This is a genomic window from Streptomyces sp. NBC_00271 (genome assembly GCF_036178845.1).
Taxonomy (GTDB): domain Bacteria; phylum Actinomycetota; class Actinomycetes; order Streptomycetales; family Streptomycetaceae; genus Streptomyces.
In genome coordinates this window covers 10,754,549-10,772,681 of sequence record NZ_CP108070.1, presented here as the reverse complement: position 1 = coordinate 10,772,681, position 18,133 = coordinate 10,754,549, and the positions used below count along the sequence as shown (strand labels likewise).

Genomic DNA, 18,133 nt, shown 5'->3' with positions numbered 1-18,133 from the left:
AAGCGCTCTCTAGACTCCCGTGCGATGGACGCGGAAACCGGTCTCGATGACGCCTACTTCGACTACTGCCCCTGGGATTTCGTGGGCCGTGCCTCCGCCGGGCAGCGGGCCGCGCAGGACGCGCACCAGCGACGACTGGCGGAATCAGGCGCGCGCCTCGGGCAGCGTTGTTACGTCTCTCCGGCCGCCGGGGTCTTCACCGACACACTGCGCCTGGGCGCCGACTCCTACATCGCCGGGCACGCCTACGTCACGGGTGATCTGACCGCGGGCGACGACTGCACGGTCAACCCGTACGCCACGGTCCGGGGCCGGATCACCCTCGGCGACGGGGTCCGGATCGGCGCGCACAGTTCGCTGCTCGGCTTCAACCACGGCTTCGCCCCCGACCGGCCGGTGCACCGGCAGCCCCTCACCGGCAAGGGCATCACCGTCGGTGACGACGTGTGGATCGGCTCGCACGTGGTCGTACTGGACGGGGTGACGATCGGCGACCACTGCGTCGTGGGCGCGGGCGCGGTCGTCACCAAGGATCTGGCGCCGTGGACAGTCGCGGCGGGCAACCCGGCCCGCCCCCTGCGCGACCGCCACGCCCAGGGCGGACCACGACGGGATCGAGCGGTCTCGGTCGAACTACCGGGCGGACTCTCGGACGACTTGTCAGGCGACCGCCCGGGGGACCCGTCAGGCGACTTGGGGGACGCCGTCGCCCGGTTCGCCGACCGGGCCCGGGCGCAGGCCGCCGATCTCGTCGCCCGGTGCTGGAACCCCGACACCGGCCGCTACGCCGACCGGCCGGGCGCTCCCGCGACCGTTCGCGCACACTGCGACGCCGTCGAGATCGCCGACCTGCTGCTGGGCTCGCCTCCGGAGCAGTTGGCCGCCGACGAACACGCCGCGCGGCTGCGCGCCCTTCAGGATCCGGGCAGCGGGCTGGTGCCCGAGTTCGGTCCGGACGGCGGTCCGGGGGTGCTTCCCGCCCCGGCCGCCGACGGCTGGATCGATGACGGCACCGCCGAGTACCACGTGCTGGCCGTGGGCTACGCCCTGGACCTGCTGGGCTCCCGCCTCGCCCAACCCGTGCACGTGGTACGCCGTATGACGGTGGAACAGCTGCTCGCGCGACTGGAGTCGCTGCCGTGGCGGACGCGGACCTGGTCCGCCGGCGCGTGGGTGGACTGCTGGGCGACCGGCGCCCAGCGCAATCTGGAGCTCGGCGTCGAGGACGGGGAGCCGGGCGCGCTGGAGGCGCTGTTCGGCTGGCTCACCACACGGGTGGACCCGTGGACGGGGATGTGGGGCACCGCCGGGTCGCCCGCCGCGGGCCGGTTGCAGCTGGTCAACGGCTACTACCGGCTCACCCGGGGCTCCTACGCCCAGTTCGGGCTCGATGTGCCGTACGCGGAGCGGGTCGTGGACACCGTACTGGCCCATGGCCGCGATCAGCGCTGGTTCGCGGCCGGCCGGGAGAACGCCTGCAACGTGCTGGACGTGGCCCATCCCCTGTGGCTCGCGGGACGGCGCAGTGGGCATCGGGCGGCCGAGATGCGGGCGTGGGCCGAGGAACAGCTGACACGGGCGCTGGGGCGGTGGCGGGACGGCGCCGGATTCGGTTTCGGTCCCGCGGGCGAGGGCGGTGGGGGTCCGGGCCGCGAGCCGGGGCTTCAGGGCACCGAGATGTGGCTCGCGATCGTATGGCTGCTCGCGGATCTGGTGGGCGTGGCGGACCGGCTCGCGTACCGGCCGCGCGGAGTCCATCGCCCGGAGCCGGCCCGGTCGCCGGGGTTCGCGACGCCGGGGTAGCTCGCGCGAAACGCCGCGTCCTCCGGGGGCGTGCGCGTACGGTTGGGCCGCGCGGTGCGCCACCCCCTGGCATGCTGCACCCATGCCGACGCCCATACAGCCGCCCTCGTCCGCCGAAGCCTCCGCCACCTCGGTCAACGGCCTGCGCATCCAGGCACGTTCGGTGGGGCAGCGCATACACGGCGCCGGGAACGTCCTGCACGACGTGTCCCTCGACGTCACGCCCGGGCGGCTCACCGTGATCGCCGGGAGCAGCGGGGCGGGCAAGACGATCCTGTTGCAGACGCTCGCCGGGCTGCGCGCGCCGACGGAGGGGACCGTCCTGCACGACGGGACGCAACCCGGCCCGCCGGGGCCTGAGTTCGGGTTCGTGCCGCAGGAGGACATCATCCACCACGAGCTGCCGCTGCGCCGGACGCTGGTGTACGCGGCGGGTCTGCGCATGCCGCCGGGCACGACGCCCGAGTCCGTCGCGGCGGGCGTGGACCGGGTCCTGGAGGCTCTCGGTCTCTCCTCCCGGGCGGCGACGCCCGTGCGCGCGCTGAGCGGCGGGGAGCGCAAACGGGCCAGTATCGCCGCCGAGTTGCTCACCCGCCCCCGCGTGCTCCTCCTCGATGAGCCCACCTCCGGGCTCGATCCGGTGACCGGTGCCGCCCTGCTGCGGACCCTGCGCGGGCTGGCCGAGGACGGCACCACCGTCGTCCTCACCACTCACACGCTCGCCGATCTGCTCCGCGGCGACCAGGTGGTCTTCCTCTCCCCCGACGGCGAGGTCGCGTACGCCGGTGAACCGGGCGCGCTGTGCGGGGCGTTCGGGGTGGGCACGGTCGAGGAGGTGTACGAGGCGGTGGCCCAGGGCGTACGCGTCGAGCGCGCCGCGCCGCCGGACGACGTACACCGAGCCGACACACCGTCACCTCCGGTTCCCGTCCGGCGTGTCGGTGCCCTGCGCCAATGGGCGCTGCTCACCCGTCGCGGTACCGCACTCCTCCTGCACAACCGGCTCTCCGTCGCCGTCCTTGCCGGTTCGCCGGTGATGATCGTGGCGATGTTCGCGGTGCTGTTCCGGGCGGGCGCTTTCGATCGTGCGGCGCCCGACCCCGGATCGACCGCGATGATCATGTTCTGGATCGCGTTCGGCGCGTTCTTCTTCGGCCTGACGTACGGACTGCTGCAGATCTGCACGGAGCTGCCCGTACTGCGCCGGGAATGGCTGGCCGGGCTGCGGATCGGTCCCTACGTCGCGTCGAAGCTGACCACCATGCTGCCGGTGCTCGCGGTCGCCGACGTACTGCTGCTGGTGGTGCTGCGGGCGCTGGACCGGCTGCCCGCGGCCGGATGGGGCACGTACGGTTCGCTGTTCGTGTCGAGCGTGCTGGCCTCGGCGGCGGCCCTCGCGCTGGGACTGCTGGCCTCGGCCGCGGTGACGGAGCCGGGCCAGGCGACGCTGATGCTGCCGCTGCTGTGCTTCCCGCAGGTCCTGTTCTCGGGGGCGTTCGTGCCGGTGCCGCGGATGACCGGTGCCGGGGAGGCGATCAGCTGGGCGATGACCAACCGGTGGGCGTTCGAGGCACTGGGCAGCGGGGTCGGCCTGGAGTCGCTGTGGCGCACGGGCGCGTCGCCCCTGGGACCGCCGCTCCTGGACTCGTACGGGGACTCGTTCGGTCATCCGGCGAGCCGCGGCTGGTTGATCCTCGCGGGGTTCGCGGTGCTGTTCCTCGCGGTGACGTGGGCGGTCCTGGTGCGCAAGTGCCGGGAGGGCGCGGCACGGAGCCGGGCGGGTCGCTGAGCGGCTGTCACCCCCCGCCAGACCCTCAGGGCTGTCATCCCCCGCCAGGCCCTCAGCACCCCACCCGAGCCGCCAGCCCCGTCACCCCCGGTACCCGGTCGCGGTAGGTCCGGGTCACGAACGTCAGGAACGTCTCGATGTCCCTGGGCTGGGACGACACGCCCAGGGAGATGCGGACGGCACCCGCCGAAGGCAGCCGCAGCAGGTCCAAGTACTCCTCCATCGAACCGAGTTGCCTGCCCGCGGCCGAGCGCAGTCGGCGCAGCGGCAGTGCGAACGCCGCCTCGCCGGCACCCGGGTTGCAGAAGCAGCCGGTCCGCAGGGAGATGCCGCGCGCGGCACTGTCACGGGTGACGACGCGTTCGTCGACGATCCGGCCGTCCGCACCCAACAGGTTGAGCGCGACCGTGCCGCCACGGTCCGCCCCGGCGTCCGGGGGGCCGTACACACGCGCCATCGGGGAACCGTCGCTGTGGCGCAACGCGCGCAGGCCGGTGAGCAGTTGGCCGGTGAGGGCGGTGACGTGGGCGCGCACCCGGTCCATGCCGAGGCGGTCGATCCACTCCAGCCCGGCGGTGACGTCCGGGACGGACAGGAAGTTCACCGTGCCGTCCTCGAAGGCCGCCTCGTCGTCCGCGAGGACGTGCCACTGCGCCTGCGCGCTGACCGCGTAGATCGTGCCACCCGAGAACCAGGGCCGGCGCAGCTTGGCGAGGGCCTCCCGGCGGGCGATCAGACTGCCGATGCCGGTGGGATGACCGAAGACCTTGTACCAGCTGACCACGGTGAAGTCCGGGTGGAACCGGCCGAGGTCGAGCGGGTTCGTCGGCACGAAGGCGGCCGCGTCCAGCAGGACGTCGTAGCCCTGCTCCTGCGCCCGCGCGATCCACTCCAGCGGATGCTGGACACCGGTGAAGTTGCTCTGGGCCGGATAGGCCAGCAGCCCACGCGGCCCCACGCCACCACGCCGCCCCAGGCCGCTCAGGCGGCTCAGGTGACGTCCGGGACCGCGTCCGCGCGCGGTGAGCGCGTCCCACAGCCGTTCCTCGTCGATCCGCAGGCCGGGCCCGCTCACGGGGACGTACGCCGTCGCGGCTCCTCTGGCCCGCGCGTACTCGCGCAGACCGTTGACCGAGTTGTGGTTGTCCTGCGACATCACCAGCCGGCTGCCACGCGCGAACGGATACGCCTCGCCGACCAGGCGCAGCGCACCCGTGGCGTTGGGCGTGAAGATCACGGCGTACTCGGCGGGGTCCGCACCGAAGTGCCGGAGCACCGCGCGGCGGGCCTCCGCGAGCAGCACTCCCGAGGCGCGGGAGGCCGGGCTCTCGGAGTGCGGGTTGCCGAATAACCCGCCGGTGATCCGTTCGGCACTCCCCGTGACGAGCGAGCGTGGCGGAAGCCCGGCGCCCGTGTGGTCGAGATAGGTGTGGCCGCCCTCGTCGAGATAGCCGAAGTCGCGCGCCCGCAGCCCGGCGAAGCCGTCCGCGCCCCCTTCGCCGGCGGCAGTGCCTCCGGAAGGCGTGTCGGTCGCGTGTATGTGGCCGCTGCCCGGTGCTTTGTCCATGAGTTCCCTCCGCCCGGCCGGTCCTTCCCCACGCCCCGGACCGACCCTCCATGAAGCTTCACCCAAGGTATCCGTACGGACGGCCCTCTCCCCTGTGCCACGGCATCGAACAGTGATTGGGTGGGCGCGGCCATACCGTTCGAACCGCAGGAGAACCCCGCAGTCATGAGCAACGCTTACACGTACGAGTACAAGGTCGTCACCTTCCGGGAGTCGCTCATCGGCGACGCGCTGGACAGCGACAAGCTGGAGAAGGTTCTGAACAAGCACGCCGGGGACGGCTGGGCGCTCAAGGCCATCACGTCCGCCGATGTCAAGGGCCGCATAGGCCCCGGCGCGGTGGAGGGGCTGCTCCTGACCTTCGAGCGACCCCGAGCATAAATCCGTTTATGCCCGTTTATTTCCTTGTATGGTGCGTGGGAGGCCGAGGCGCGGGATGCTGGAGCTGATGAGACAGCGGATCCGCGGGTACTCCTGAGCCGTCGGAGGCCTTCCGGTGCGGAAGGCCTCCCCGGGCTGGGCGGGTGCCGGTCGCGTGCCGTACGCCACCGACATCCCGGAGTACTCGTCTCCAGCCGCTGTCGGCCAGTGAGGTCAGGACGGTACAGCGATGAAGAGCGACGGAACACTCGACCGTGCGGTTGTCTCCAGCCACTCGGTGTTCGGAGCGCCCTGCTGGGTCAGCTTGGCCACACGCGATCTGCGGGCCGCGCAGGATTTCTACCACGCCGTGCTGGGCTGGGAGTGGCACACCGGCAGGCTGGGCAGGGAGTACCGATTCGCCCGGGTCAACGGGGTGCCGGTCGCCGGCGTCTCGGCGATGTCCGGCATCGGAGCGAGGATGGCCACGTGGACGCCGTATTTCGCGGTGGCGAATGCGGACGAGACGGTGTCCCGTAGTCAGGAGCGCGGGGGGACGACCGCGGTGGGGCCGCTGTCGTTCCCGCCGGGCCGGGCGGCCCTGCTGGCCGACCGGGACGGAGCGGTGTTCGGCATCTGGGAGGGCGAGCTGGTGGCCGGCTGGGAGGAGTGGCGGCGGGCGGCACCGGTTTTCGTACGTTTGCACACCCGCGATGCCTTCGACGCCGCGATCTTCTACGCGGAGGTCCTGGAGTGGGCGTCCTCGGCCCCCGGGTCCTGCGAGGTGCGCTACGAGGAGAACGAGGTCGTCCTGCGCAGCCGGGGGGACGTGGTGGCCCGTATCCACTCCGGCGCGGTCGAGGCGGCGCCCGACCCGACGATCCGGCCGCACTGGCAGATCCACTTCACCGTCGACGACGTCGAGGCCGCCGCCCGCGCCGCACGCGCCCACGGCGGCACGGCCCACCAGCAGGGCCTCGGCTCGACCGAGGCCATCCTGACCGACCCCGACGGAGCGCACTTCACCGTCACCTGCAAGGGCGCCCCGTAGCTCACCGGGCCCCGGCCGCCAGTGCGTCCCCCAGCGCCGTGCGCTCGTAAAGGACGTACTGCCCCTGTCGGTGCGACACCAGCAGTCCGGCCTCGCGCAGCACCGAGAGGTGGGACGAGACGGACGAGAGGGCCAGACCGTGGCGGTTCGCCAGGGTCGTGGTCGAGGCGGGACCGTCGAGGCCGACGAGGACGGCGGCGCGGTGGGGTCCGAGCAGCCGGGCCAGCGCGGCGGGCGCCTCGGCGGGGGCGGCCCCGGTCGGCGGGCCGCCCGTGCCCCGGGCCGGATAGATCACCGTCGGCTGCCAGGGCCGGGCGAAGCCGCTCACCACGTCGGGCCGTACGAAGACACTGGGCATCAGCAGCACCCCCCGCCCGTCGGGCCCCTGCGCCTCCTTCAGGTCGGCGTACATGCGCAGGGTGAGGGTGTCGTCCGCCCACCCGATCTCCGGGTGCAGGTCGCTGAAGAGTGCCTCGAGGCCGCCGTCCGCCAACTGCCGTGAGCGGTAGGCGATATCGGACTCCAGGAGAGCCTGGTGGCGGGGCCAGTCCGGGGCGAGCAGCGCGTGCCAGGCCCGCTCGGTGAGGTCGGCGAGGCGTCGCACGGTGCCCGCCGGGTCCTCCAACGCCGCCCGCCCGTACGGCGATGTGGCGGCGCCGGGTGTGCAGGCGAGCGAACGCGCCAGCTCCGTACGGGCCATGGCGGGGTCGGTGGCACGCATCTGGGCCAACTCCTCCTCGAAGGAGGCGTTCGGCGTCCGCGGCGGCGGTCCGAGGAAGTCCGGGGTGTAGCCGCCCTTGCGGGGGATGAACAGCCACAGCTCCGCCAGGTCCAGGCCCGCCACGACGTCGCGCACGCGCCGCAGCCAGTCCCGGTGGAAGGCGTGCCGGTCCGGGCGTCGCAGCATGCGCAGCGCCTCGTGCGTCTGGCAGAGCGGGGACACCGCGAACCGGCAGCGCGTCAGATCTTCGGTGCCGAGGTGCAGGGTCAGCGGCAAAACAGTCTCCGACGGGTCTTCGGCCGAGCTCACGGGGTCGGGATGGGCGATTCGGCTCCAGCCGAAAGAGTAGTGGGCCGCGTGGCGACCCCACAGGCTGGCCCGTGGCCGCATCCGGCTGCCCCCCCTTCAGCACCCCCTCAACGAACCCCCTCAACGAACCGCCTCGACAACCCCTCTCAACAACCTCTCGTAGAAAGGCTCGTGGATGGCGAGCGTTCGTCTCACCACCTGGCGCAGGGCAGCCGTCGTCGCCGCGCTCATGCTGGCCGCGTTCACCTTCAACACCACGGAGAATCTTCCCGTCGGACTGCTCCCGCTCATCGCGGACGACCTGCGTGTGTCGCTCTCCTCCGTCGGGCTGCTGGTCACCGGGTACGGCCTGACCGTGGCCGTCGTCTCGCTGCCCGTCGCGCACCTGACCCGGTCGATCCCTCGCCGCCATCTGCTGTCGGGCCTGCTGGGGCTGCTCGTGGCGGCCAGCTGGATGTCGGCGCTGAGCGGTCTCTCGTACGGCTTCCTGCTCGCGGCACGGATCGCGACCGCGCTGGCGCAGGCGCTGTTCTGGGCGGTGATGGGTCCGGTCGCCGTGGGGTTGTTCCCGCCCGAGCGGCGCGGGCGGGTGATCGGGCTGCTGTCCGTCGGGGGCTCGCTCGCCACGGTGCTCGGGGTTCCGGCGGGGACCTGGCTGGGCGGGCACAGCGGCTGGCGGGCGCCCTTCGTGGTGCTCGGCGCGCTCGGCCTCGTCGCGCTCGTCGCCGTCGCCGTCCTGCTGCCGACCTCGCGCCCGGACGAGGGACACGCGGCGTACGGGGCGGCTCCTGACGTCCGCCGGTTCGCCGTGGTGCTGGCGACCACCGCGCTGTCGGTCACCGGCGCCTTCGCGGGATTCACGTACGTCGTCGCCTTCCTCGGCGAGGTGAGCGGTTTCTCCAGGGATTCGGTGAGCGCCGTGCTGCTCGCGTTCGGGGTGGCGGGCATCGCGGGCGTCTCGGCGGCCGGCCCGCTCCTCGACCGCTTCCCGCGCGCGACCCTGACGGTCCCGGTCGCGACCCAGGCGGTGGCGCTGTTCGGGCTGTACCTGGCCGGCGGGCGCAGCCAGGTGGCGGCCGTCGCCCTGCTGATGCTCCTGGGCGCGTCGGTGGGCCCCGTCTTCATGGCCACGCAGAGTCAGGTCCTCCACGTCGCGCCCGGACGCACGGAACTCGCTCTGGCGGCGAACTCGGCCGCCTTCAACGCGGGCGTCGCGGCGGGCGCGCTGACCGGCGGCGCCGTGCTCCACGCCGCCGGGGTGCGCGGGACGTTCCTGGTCGGCGCAGTGCTCACGCTCGGCGCCCTGGCCGCGCTGACCTGGCCCGCGACCGGCTCGTCGCGGGCGAGGGCCTGTCCGGCGGATCAGGTCGGAGCAAAGTAGCGGCATCTCATAAGCGCGAGTGAGCGGGGCCTGGCGCGTCCACCCAGCGCCAGGCGCCGTGTTCGCCCCACTGATCGACGCAGCACGAGGCGCCCCGGTGGCATGTCACTGCCTTCTGTCGTTCGCGGTGGCCGGCGGAGGGGTGCCCCGATGTGTCCTGGGAGTGATCTACGAGCTGGCCGAGTCACGGGACCCGCCCGTCGAAGTGCAGGGCGAGGAGGCCACGTTGAGGTACCGGGCGATGCACCGACCTCACGAGCCTGAGAGAGCAGTTGACCGGGCCTCGGACGAGGACAAGGAACGGATTGGCATCATCCATCGGTCAGCTGCTGGATGGCCTTGAGCGCCTGGCCCGCTCCGTTCTCGGTCACCAGGTGTTGCGCCGCTTCTGCAGCGGCTCGACTGTGTGCCTGCTGCTTCACTACTTGGTCGACTGAGTCGGCAAGCCGTTCGGCGGTGAGGGACCGGAAGGGGATCGGGTCGGTGGCGGCGCCGAGGGCGGCAAGTCGCCCCGCCCAAAACGGCTGGTCCGCAGTCACCGGTACGGTGACCGCGGGCACTCCAGCGCGCAACGCGGCGGCCGAGGTGCCGGCCCCGCCATGGTGGACCACCGCGGCCAGCCGTGGAAACAGCAGGGCGTGTGGTACGTCCCCGATGGTGAGTACGTCCTCTCCGTCGGCGGCGAGCCCGGCACTGCCGGCTTGGAGGATGCCGCGCAGCCCGGCACGGCGCAGGGCTCGCACAGCGATCTCGCTCAGCCGTTCCCCGTCGCCGGACGCCATGCTCCCGAAGCCGATGAGGACGGGCCGGGGTCCGGCACGCAGGAAGTCCTCCAGGTCAGTAGGCAGCCGTTCGGCCGGATCGTGATGGGGCCACCAGTTGCCCACGACCTCCAGGCCAGGGCGCCAGTCGGAGGGACGGGGCACCAGGGCCGTGCTGAAGCCGTGCAGGATGGGCCAATTCGCCCGTTCCTGTCGCCGACGCATCTCGGAAGGGGAGGCCGCGGGCAGCTGGAGGCGATGGCGCAGCTTTGCGACCGCCTGTTCATACACGCGGTCGGCCATCCGCAGAGCAAAGCGTCCGGTTGCTCGGTTGGCGAGCCGGCCCAGTGAGCGCGAGCCTGTGACGACGGGCGGGAAGTCGCCCGTCGGTGCCGTGGGTTGGAGATATACACCGAGGCTAAGGCTCGGTGTGCCCGTGGCCTCGGTGAGGTGCCAGCCGAGCGGGGCCGTGGTGGTCGACAGCAGGAGCAGGTCCGCGCCCTCGTCCATCGCGTCGGCGAAACCCTGACCCAGTTCGGTGATGAAGGCGGCAGCGGTGCGCATCAGTTCACGTTTGCCTGTGGCGCCGCCACGCACCCGCAGGTCGGCGGGGAGACTGCGGAATTCCAGCCCTGCGTCGCGTACGAGGGGCGCGAAGGTGTCTGTGGTGGCGAGGACAACATCGTACCCAGCCCGGCGCAGTTCGGCGCCCAGGCCCGTGTAGGGCGCGACGTCGCCGCGCGATCCAGCCGCGGCGATCAGGATCCTCATCGGTCCTCCTCCTCGGAATCAGTACGGCCACCTGCGTGGCGGGCCGCGTTGGCGTGGACCGCCTTGCACGTATAGGCAGCCAGGCCCGGCCGTTGCTGCGACGGCGGTACGACCAGAGCGAAGGCGCGCGGGTCGGCGACGAAGTCGTCCGCGATGCGCCGGTGCATGTCGGGCGGGCAGGAGGCGAACCAGCGCGAGATGTGCAAGCGGTGCTCCTCGGCGAGGTCCATGGCGCGCTCGCCGTCGCTCGGCTCCCCCTCGTCGAAGGCCGCGAGCAGCTCCGCGCGCCAGGCGGCGGCCTCGCCCATGAGCTGGCGCCAATCCTCCTTGGTGTGGGCAGTCGCGCGCGCCATCGCCTCGCGCTGTCCCTCCGAGTGCGCCCACTTCAGCTCCGCCTCGGTGGCATAGCTCAGGTCGAAGGTGATCTCACCGAAGACCTCGAAACGTTCCTGAGGAGTCAGGGACACCCCGGTCTTTTGGACCTCTATTGCCCGTTCCGCCACCTCGGCCAGCCGCTGCAGTCTGGCGATCTCCTCACTCAACTGCCGCTGCCGGGCCCGGAGGCGCTCCAGGGGGTTCACCTGCGGATCCTTGAAGATCGCGGCGATCTCATCGAGGGAGAAGCCGAGTTCACGGTAGAAGAGGATCTGCTGGAGACGGACCAGGTCAGCTTCACCGTAGAGCCGGTAGCCGGCGTGGCTGCGGTCACTGGGCGAGAGCAGTCCCGCCTTGTCGTAGTGATGCAATGTACGCACCGTCACCCCGGCGAAGGCCGAGACTTGCCCCACGGAGTAGCTCATCCACCTGCCCTTTCGTCGGCATACAGCCTCAAGCCTGACGTGGGGGGAGGGTCAACTCGCGCTCGCTGCGGAGTCCTCATTGAGAGCACGCGGCAAGAACGAGCAACCCAGCATGCCCGAGGGGCCGGGAGGTCGATGCCTCCCGGCCCCTCAGTGGGTCCCCGGTATGCGTCGCTGCCCGGCGGCTGCGAGACCGCCAGGCGAGCGCTCAGCCGCTCCCGTTGACGCGGTACAGCCGGACCATGCGCTTGACCATCTCCTCGCTCGCGTCCGGCTTGTCGGCACGGACCTCCGCGAGGACGACGGCCGGATCGGTGATGCCGTCGACCATGACGGCGCGGACCAGTTCATTGACCGTTCCGGATCGCGGGGTGAAGCGCTCGGATCCTCCGGCCGATCCGGATCGGCGGACCGGACCGGACCACGATCCGCCTGCGGCGCGGATCGATCCGCCGGAACGGATTCCCGCTCGTCCGCCATCGGAAGTGCACGCCAGGCTCACGGCTGGCCCGAAGGGCGATCACCAGGTCGGCGAGCGCCTGCGCGGACAGGGAGTTGAAGATCACTGGGCGACGATGACGAAGACGACCCCCTGATCGAAGAGCTTGGGGGAGGGCGTGCCAGACCCCGTGTCTCCGGGATGATCCGCCGGACAGGCCCTGGGTCGGACGGTCAGGGCAGTGGTTCGGCGGTGGGCACCATCGGTGACTGGTAGCCGCCGCTGGCCAGCATCCGCACTTCCCCGGCTGTGCTGATCTCGGCGCGGAGGATGCCGGTGGGGTCGGAGTACACCGGGTTCCCGCCCGGTCCAAGGGCGTCGGTCCGTTCGACGACCACCTCGTCGGTGATGACGCCGACGCCTGATTCCTGATGGGTGAAGATCAACCGGTAGCGGTCCGGAGTGTGCATGACGACCTCCCGTACCCGAGACAAGCCAGAGTTACATAAGCGGGCAAATCGACCCTCCTCCATGATGCGGCCAGATCAGCCCGACAGCAGCACTCGCCGAGCGGCCCGTGCCACGGGGCCCGAACGGGCCCCTGTCACACCACGCGCCGCCCCTCGCCTCGGGGCGCCCGGCAGTGTAGACATAGGCACATGGTCCGGCTCTTGGGTCGATCCCGGACTCGGTCGACCCCTCGCCCAGGCGGTCCGCGTGCGGGGCGCAGACCCGCGTGGGGACCGCGGTCCGCGCTGGGCGGGCGCAGCGTGGCGGGCCAGGTGTTCGTGCTGCAAGTGGTGATCGTGCTGCTGCTGATCGTCGCCGCGGTGGTGGCGCTGGTGCTGCAGGTACGGCACGACAGCACGCAGGAGGCCCGCAATCGTTCGCTGGCCGTCGCCGAGACGTTCGCCCACGCGCCCGGCACCCGCGAGGCGCTGAGCAGCCCCGACCCCACGCTCGTGCTGCAGCCGCAGGCCGAGGCCGCACGCAAGCAGTCCCACGTGGACTTCATCGTCGTGATGAACACCGACGGGATCCGCTACACCCACCCCAAACCGGACCGGATCGGCAAGAAGTTCGTCGGGAACACCGCCCCCGTGCTGGCCGGCCATTCCATCACCGAGGAGATCAACGGGACCATCGGGCCGCTGGTGCAGGCCACGGTTCCCATCAAGGCGCCCGACGGCAAGGTCGTGGGCATGGTGTCGGCCGGTATCACGACCGCCAACGTGGGCGGTGTCGCGGACCGGCAGCTGCCCCTCCTGCTGGGCGCCGCGGCCGCCGCGCTCGCCCTGGCCACCGGGGGTACGGCGCTCGTGAGCCGGCGCCTGCTGCGCCAGACACACGGCCTGGGCCCGTACGAGATGACCCGGATGTACGAGCACCACGACGCGGTGCTGCACGCCGTCCGGGAGGGGGTGATCATCGCCGGCGGCGAGGGACGGCTGCTGCTCGCCAACGACGAGGCACAGCGCCTGCTCGACCTGCCCGCCGATGCCGAGGGGCGGCATGTCCTGGAACTGGGCCTCGAGGCGGACACCGCCGAGCTGCTCGCCTCGGGACGGGTCGCCACGGACGAGGTGCATCTGGTCGGGGACCGGCTGCTGGCCATCAACCAGCGGCCCACGGACCTCCAGGGTGGCCCGCCCGGCAGTGTGGCCACCCTGCGTGACTCGACCGAGCTGCGCGCGCTGTCCGGCCGGGCGGAGGTGGCGCGCGAGCGCCTCAAGCTCCTGTACGACATCGGGGTCGGCGTCGGCACCAGTCTGGACGTGACCCGCACCGCCGAAACGCTGGCCGAGGTCGCCGTTCCGCGGTTCGCGGACTTCGTGACCGTGGACCTGGCGGACGCCGTTCTGAACGGGGAAGAGCCGGACGGGGTCACCGAGCTGCGCCGTACCGCGTGCAGCGGCATCCGCAAGGACGCCCCGCTGTACCCGGTGGGCGAGAAGATCCGCTTCGTCGCCTCCACTCCCCAGGCCCGGAGCCTGCGCACGGGCGAGGCCGTCGTCGAGCCCGACCTCGAAGGGGCCCCCGGCTGGCTCGCCCAGGACCTGGAACGCACGACGCAGGTGGTGGAGTACGGCATCCACTCGCTGATCACCGTGCCGCTGCGGGTGGGCCCCCTGGTGATGGGCGTCGTCAACTTCTGGCGCTCTCGCAAGCCCGAGCCCTTCGACGAGGAGGAGCTGGCCCTCGCCGAGGAACTGGTCGCCCGTGCCGCCGTCTCCATCGACAACGCGCGCCGCTACACGCGCGAGCACACCATGGCCGTGACGCTGCAGCGCAGTCTGCTGCCGCGCAACCTGCCCGAGCAGAGCGCCCTGGACATCGCCTACCGCTATCTTCCGGCGCAGGCGGGGGTGGGCGGGGACTGGTTCGACGTGCTGCCGCTGTCCGGCGCCCGGGTCGCCGTCGTCGTGGGGGATGTCGTCGGCCACGGACTGCACGCGGCGGCCACGATGGGGCGCCTGCGGACCGCCGTCCACAACTTCTCCGCCCTGGACCTGCCGCCCGACGAGATCATCGGGCTCCTCGACGAGCTGGTCGCCCGCATCGACCAGGACGAGGCGTCGGCGGACAGCAGCGCCGCGATCACCGGCGCCACCTGCCTGTACGCCGTCTACGACCCGGCCTCCCGGCTCTGCACGCTCGCCCGGGCCGGCCATCCGCCCCCGGCGCTGGTCCGTCCCGACGGCAGCGTGGAGTTCCCCGATGTGCCCGCCGGGCCCCCGCTGGGGCTCGGGGGTCTGCCGTTCGAGACGGCCGAACTCAAGCTGGACGAGGGCAGCCGTCTGGTGCTCTACACGGACGGACTCGTCGAGGACCGGGAACGGGACATCGACGAGGGGCTCGAGCTGCTGCGCGCCGCCCTCACGGGGGTCGACCGGTCACCGGACGACACCTGTCAGGCGGTCCTGGACGCCCTGCTCCCGGACCGCCCGAGCGACGACATCGCCCTGATCATCGCGGGCACCCGCGTGCTCGGCACCGAGCACATCGCCGAATGGCAGGTGCCGTCCGAACCGGCGGCGGTGGGGGAAGTACGCGCCTCGGTCACCCGGCAGCTGGCGGAGTGGGGCCTCGACGACATGGCGTTCACCACCGAGCTGATCCTCAGCGAACTGGTCACGAACGCCATCCGCTACGGCAGTGGCACCATCCAGGTCCGCGTGCTGCGCGACCGCAGCCTGATCTGCGAGGTCTCGGACAACAGCAGCACCTCACCCCGCCTGCGGTACGCGGCCACCACGGACGAGGGCGGACGCGGCCTGTTCCTCGTCGCCCAGCTCGCCGAACGCTGGGGCACCCGCTACACCCCGGCCGGGAAGGTCATCTGGGCCGAACAACCGCTGCCCTGAGCGGCTCGCCCAAGGGCGCACGGTCTCGATCCGGTCCCCCGGCGCGACGAAATCCGTGGTTGCCGGTCCAATGGAGGTGACGGGATACACCGGTACGACATGTGCCGTCGCTTCCATGGGGCCCTGCGGCGGTGCGATGGAGGTCCGCGATGCCCACTGCTCTCCGGCTGCTGCCCGCCCTCTCCCCCGACCACAGGGCACGGCTGATGTCCCTGGCCCGGGAGGTCTCCTTCCCGGCGGACGGAAAGATCTTCGAGGCAGGGGGAACCGCGGACCGTTTCTGGGTGATCCGCTCCGGAACGGTCTCCCTGCACCAGCGGGTCGTCGGGGAGCGACGCATCTCCGTCGCGACGCTGGGGCCCGGCGATCTGCTCGGCTGGTCGTGGCTGTTCCCGCCGCACCACTGGGACTTCGGCGCCGAGGCATTCAGTCCCGTACGCGCGTACGAGTTCGATGCCGCGGAGGTGCGCACGCTGTGCGACCAGGATCCGGCCCTGGAACTGTCGCTGACCCGGACCATCGCCGCGATCCTCGCGCACCGGCTGGAGACGACCCGGGCGGCCCTGATCGAGCACTACGCGCGCCACGGCGGTGGCGGCGTGCGCTGAGGTGAGCGATGGGGGCCGGGCTGCGATAGGAATCTCATGTGAACCAGACTCCTGACCGCGACGAGACGTCCTTCGAGCTCCTGCCCGGTGCCCCCGACTCTCCCGTCATCCTGCACGTCCCGCACTCCTCTCGGTGCATTCCGGCGCCGGTGCGCGCCGGCATCGCGCTCGACGACACCGCGCTGGAGCGGGAGTTGGACCACATCACGGACGCGCACACCGCGGAGCTGGCCGCGGCCGCGGCGCGGGCGGCCGAGGTCACCCCATGGCGGTTCGTGAACCGGCTGTCCCGGCTGGTGGTCGATCCCGAGCGCTTTCCCGACGAACGGGAGGAGATGCTGTCCGTCGGAATGGGCGCGGTCTACACAAGGACGACCCGGCGCACACCGCTGCGGGCCGCCGACGTCGACCCACGGCCACTGATCGAGCGCTACTTCCACCCGTACGCGGCGGCCATGACCGCCGCGGTGGCCGACCGGCTCGCCGTCGCCGGGCGGGCGGTGATCGTCGACGTCCACTCGTATCCGACGGCCCGGCTGCCGTACGAGCTGCACGGCGACGGTCCGCGACCGCAGGTCTGTCTGGGAACCGACTCCTTTCACACGCCGCCCGAGCTGGTCGCCCTCGCGGAGAAGGCGTTCGCGGGCCTGAGCGGTGTCGGGATCGACAGCCCGTTCTCCGGTGCGTACGTCCCGCTGCGCTTCTACGAGAGGGAGCCGCGGGTCACCGCCCTGATGGTGGAGATCCGGCGGGACACGTACATGACCGAACCGGGAGGCCCCACAGGCCCCGGGTTCCCACGACTCACCTCCGCGCTGACGGCTCTCGTCGATGCCATGGTCAGCGGGTGAAGCGATAACAGGTCTGGCTGAAACTCCTGCCCCTGCCGAACCCGAAGACGGTGTGGGGCGCCACCTCGAAGACCAGGGCGAGGCCCGCGTCCCCGGCTTCCTCCGTCGACGGCGGCGCCGCAGCCGCCGTGGCGGAGTCGAAGGCCCCGCTGCGCACCTCGAAGTGCCACTCCGGGCCGTACTTCGCCTCCCACGCCGCCGCCAGCTCGGCCAGCCGCTTCTCGTCGCTGATCCGGACCGCGTCGCCCTCGACCACCAGGTCGAGACCCTCGCCGTAGGCGTTGGTGCCGGTGGTGAGAACGACGTGCGGGTTGGCGGCGAGGTTCAGCCCCTTGCGCTCCCGCGCGCCGGTGGCGAAGTGGAGCGCCCCGTTCAGCCACACCGACATCAGTGGGGTCACGTGGGGTCGGCCGTCCGGACGTACCGTCGACAGCCAGAAGATCTCGGCCTCCTCCAGGCGGGAGACGGCCTCGGCCCAGGGAGTGGCGGTGGCCCCGGGGGAGCTGTAGCGCGCGTCCAGATCGGTGTGCGGTTCCTGCGTCTGTGCCCGTGTCGGCATGGCGGAGTCCTCTCGGTCCTCGGTCCTCACCCATGGTTCCCGTGAAGCGCTGACTCCGCGCGCGGACCCCTCTAGGGTCGCGATGAGCAATCGCTTGGCAACGAGCCCGGGGAGGGCAGGGGATCATGCCGGTCGTCGACGCGTGGATGCAGCACCCCACACTGCGCCACTCCAACCACGAGATGTTCGAGTCGCTGCGCCGCTGGACCGGCATGGGGCTGCTGGAGGAGCCGCTTCCGGTGAAGGTCACGGTGGCGGCGCTCGCGGCTGCCGACGTGGAGATCGGGCTGTCCGCGGCCTGGTACGGGCCGCAGGGGCCTCTCATCGGCAACGACGAGGTCGCCGAGTTCGTCGCCCGGTCCGAAGGGCGGCTGCGCGGGGTCGCGGGCGTGGACCTGACCCAGCCCGTCGCGGCCGTGCGGGAGCTGCGGCGGGCCGTCCAGGAGCTGGGCTTCGTGGCCCTCAGGATCGTGCCGTGGCTGTGGCAGCTGCCGCCCACCGACCGGCTCTACTACCCGCTGTACACCGCATGCGTCGAGCTCGGCATCCCGTTCTGCACCCAGGTCGGACACACCGGGCCGCTACGCCCCTCCGAGACGGGCCGGCCGATCCCGTACATCGACCAGGTCGCGCTGGACTTCCCCGAACTGACCATCGTCTGCGGGCACATCGGCTACCCGTGGACCACGGAGATGATCTCGGTGGCCGACAAACACGCCAACGTCCACATCGACACCAGCGCCTACACCGCCCGCCGCTACCCGACCGAACTGGTCGACTATCTGCGCGGCCGAGGACGGCGCAAGGTCCTCTTCGGCTCCAACTACCCCATGATCACGCCGAGTCAGGCCCTGGAACACCTTCCTGACCTGCGCCTCGACGCAGAGACCACCGAGTTGTTCCTGTCGGGCAACGCCCGCCGCGTCTTCCGCCTCGGGGATCATTCGTAGATGCTGGGGCCAGGTACACGTTCGACCCCGAGGTGAGGGCAGCCCGTC

The 18,133-nt window shown here is 71.7% G+C and carries 17 protein-coding genes; 10 read left to right on the top strand and 7 right to left on the bottom strand.

The window, feature by feature from the left end; genetic code table 11:
* Positions 1 to 24: 24 nt before the first annotated feature.
* Complete coding sequence (locus OG798_RS49095; RefSeq protein WP_328759422.1) at positions 25 to 1,803, top strand: acyltransferase; 1,779 nt, start codon at positions 25 to 27, stop codon at positions 1,801 to 1,803.
* Between the two features lie 82 nt (positions 1,804 to 1,885).
* Positions 1,886 to 3,592, top strand: coding sequence for an ATP-binding cassette domain-containing protein (locus OG798_RS49090; RefSeq protein ID WP_328759421.1), 1,707 nt, complete (start codon positions 1,886 to 1,888; stop codon positions 3,590 to 3,592).
* Between the two features lie 52 nt (positions 3,593 to 3,644).
* Here OG798_RS49090 and OG798_RS49085 read toward each other — a convergent pair whose 3' ends face one another.
* The gene (locus OG798_RS49085; RefSeq protein ID WP_328759420.1) at positions 3,645 to 5,159 is read right to left on the bottom strand and encodes an aminotransferase class V-fold PLP-dependent enzyme; all 1,515 of its coding nucleotides are present in this window, start codon (positions 5,157 to 5,159) and stop codon (positions 3,645 to 3,647) included.
* Positions 5,160 to 5,324: 165 nt separating this feature from the next.
* On the opposite strand from OG798_RS49085, the gene OG798_RS49080 reads away from it, so the two are divergent.
* Both OG798_RS49080 and OG798_RS49075 read left to right on the top strand, forming a co-directional pair.
* The gene (locus tag OG798_RS49080) at positions 5,325 to 5,540 is read left to right on the top strand and encodes a DUF4177 domain-containing protein (RefSeq protein ID WP_067381461.1); all 216 of its coding nucleotides are present in this window, start codon (positions 5,325 to 5,327) and stop codon (positions 5,538 to 5,540) included.
* Between the two features lie 229 nt (positions 5,541 to 5,769).
* The gene (locus OG798_RS49075; RefSeq protein ID WP_120987044.1) at positions 5,770 to 6,570 is read left to right on the top strand and encodes a VOC family protein; all 801 of its coding nucleotides are present in this window, start codon (positions 5,770 to 5,772) and stop codon (positions 6,568 to 6,570) included.
* Position 6,571: 1 nt separating this feature from the next.
* On the opposite strand, the gene OG798_RS49070 is transcribed toward OG798_RS49075, so the two are convergent.
* Positions 6,572 to 7,567: a DUF5937 family protein gene (locus OG798_RS49070; protein WP_097228698.1), complete on the bottom strand. Its 996-nt coding sequence runs from the start codon at positions 7,565 to 7,567 to the stop codon at positions 6,572 to 6,574.
* A gap of 208 nt (positions 7,568 to 7,775) precedes the next feature.
* Between OG798_RS49070 and OG798_RS49065 the strand changes: the two genes are divergently transcribed.
* Positions 7,776 to 8,981 carry an MFS transporter gene (locus OG798_RS49065; protein WP_328759419.1) on the top strand — a complete coding sequence of 402 codons (1,206 nt, stop codon included), beginning with the start codon at positions 7,776 to 7,778 and terminating at the stop codon, positions 8,979 to 8,981.
* 311 nt (positions 8,982 to 9,292) lie between these two features.
* On the opposite strand, the gene OG798_RS49060 is transcribed toward OG798_RS49065, so the two are convergent.
* The 3 genes from OG798_RS49060 to OG798_RS49050 form a co-directional block, all read right to left on the bottom strand.
* Complete coding sequence (locus OG798_RS49060; protein ID WP_328759418.1) at positions 9,293 to 10,513, bottom strand: glycosyltransferase; 1,221 nt, start codon at positions 10,511 to 10,513, stop codon at positions 9,293 to 9,295.
* Positions 10,510 to 11,313, bottom strand: coding sequence for a MerR family transcriptional regulator (locus OG798_RS49055; protein ID WP_328759417.1), 804 nt, complete (start codon positions 11,311 to 11,313; stop codon positions 10,510 to 10,512). Before OG798_RS49055 ends, OG798_RS49060 begins: the two co-directional genes overlap by 4 nt.
* A 208-nt stretch (positions 11,314 to 11,521) precedes the next feature.
* Positions 11,522 to 11,644, bottom strand: coding sequence for a hypothetical protein (locus tag OG798_RS49050; RefSeq protein ID WP_257016269.1), 123 nt, complete (start codon positions 11,642 to 11,644; stop codon positions 11,522 to 11,524).
* Between OG798_RS49050 and OG798_RS49045 the strand changes: the two genes are divergently transcribed.
* Positions 11,643 to 11,909: a hypothetical protein gene (locus OG798_RS49045; RefSeq protein ID WP_147474097.1), complete on the top strand. Its 267-nt coding sequence runs from the start codon at positions 11,643 to 11,645 to the stop codon at positions 11,907 to 11,909. The two genes, OG798_RS49050 and OG798_RS49045, sit on opposite strands and share 2 nt — an antisense overlap.
* Before the next feature lie 76 nt (positions 11,910 to 11,985).
* On the opposite strand, the gene OG798_RS49040 is transcribed toward OG798_RS49045, so the two are convergent.
* Entirely contained in the window at positions 11,986 to 12,222 is a 237-nt protein-coding gene (locus tag OG798_RS49040; protein WP_060900045.1) for a DUF6296 family protein, read from the bottom strand.
* A gap of 189 nt (positions 12,223 to 12,411) precedes the next feature.
* Here OG798_RS49040 and OG798_RS49035 point away from each other — a divergent pair, with 189 nt between their 5' ends.
* The 3 genes from OG798_RS49035 to OG798_RS49025 all read left to right on the top strand — a co-directional run bounded on the left by OG798_RS49035 (position 12,412) and on the right by OG798_RS49025 (position 16,576).
* Entirely contained in the window at positions 12,412 to 15,117 is a 2,706-nt protein-coding gene (locus OG798_RS49035) for a SpoIIE family protein phosphatase (RefSeq protein ID WP_328759416.1), read from the top strand.
* Between the two features lie 149 nt (positions 15,118 to 15,266).
* The gene (locus OG798_RS49030; protein WP_121413601.1) at positions 15,267 to 15,725 is read left to right on the top strand and encodes a cyclic nucleotide-binding domain-containing protein; all 459 of its coding nucleotides are present in this window, start codon (positions 15,267 to 15,269) and stop codon (positions 15,723 to 15,725) included.
* Positions 15,726 to 15,763: 38 nt separating this feature from the next.
* Positions 15,764 to 16,576, top strand: a complete 813-nt coding sequence (locus tag OG798_RS49025) for an N-formylglutamate amidohydrolase (protein ID WP_121413602.1) — start codon at positions 15,764 to 15,766, stop codon at positions 16,574 to 16,576.
* Here OG798_RS49025 and OG798_RS49020 read toward each other — a convergent pair.
* Positions 16,566 to 17,135, bottom strand: a complete 570-nt coding sequence (locus OG798_RS49020) for a pyridoxamine 5'-phosphate oxidase family protein (RefSeq protein WP_328759415.1) — start codon at positions 17,133 to 17,135, stop codon at positions 16,566 to 16,568. The genes OG798_RS49025 and OG798_RS49020 overlap by 11 nt on opposite strands.
* A 125-nt stretch (positions 17,136 to 17,260) precedes the next feature.
* On the opposite strand from OG798_RS49020, the gene OG798_RS49015 reads away from it, so the two are divergent.
* Positions 17,261 to 18,085: an amidohydrolase family protein gene (locus OG798_RS49015; protein ID WP_121413603.1), complete on the top strand. Its 825-nt coding sequence runs from the start codon at positions 17,261 to 17,263 to the stop codon at positions 18,083 to 18,085.
* Positions 18,086 to 18,133: the final 48 nt, after the last annotated feature.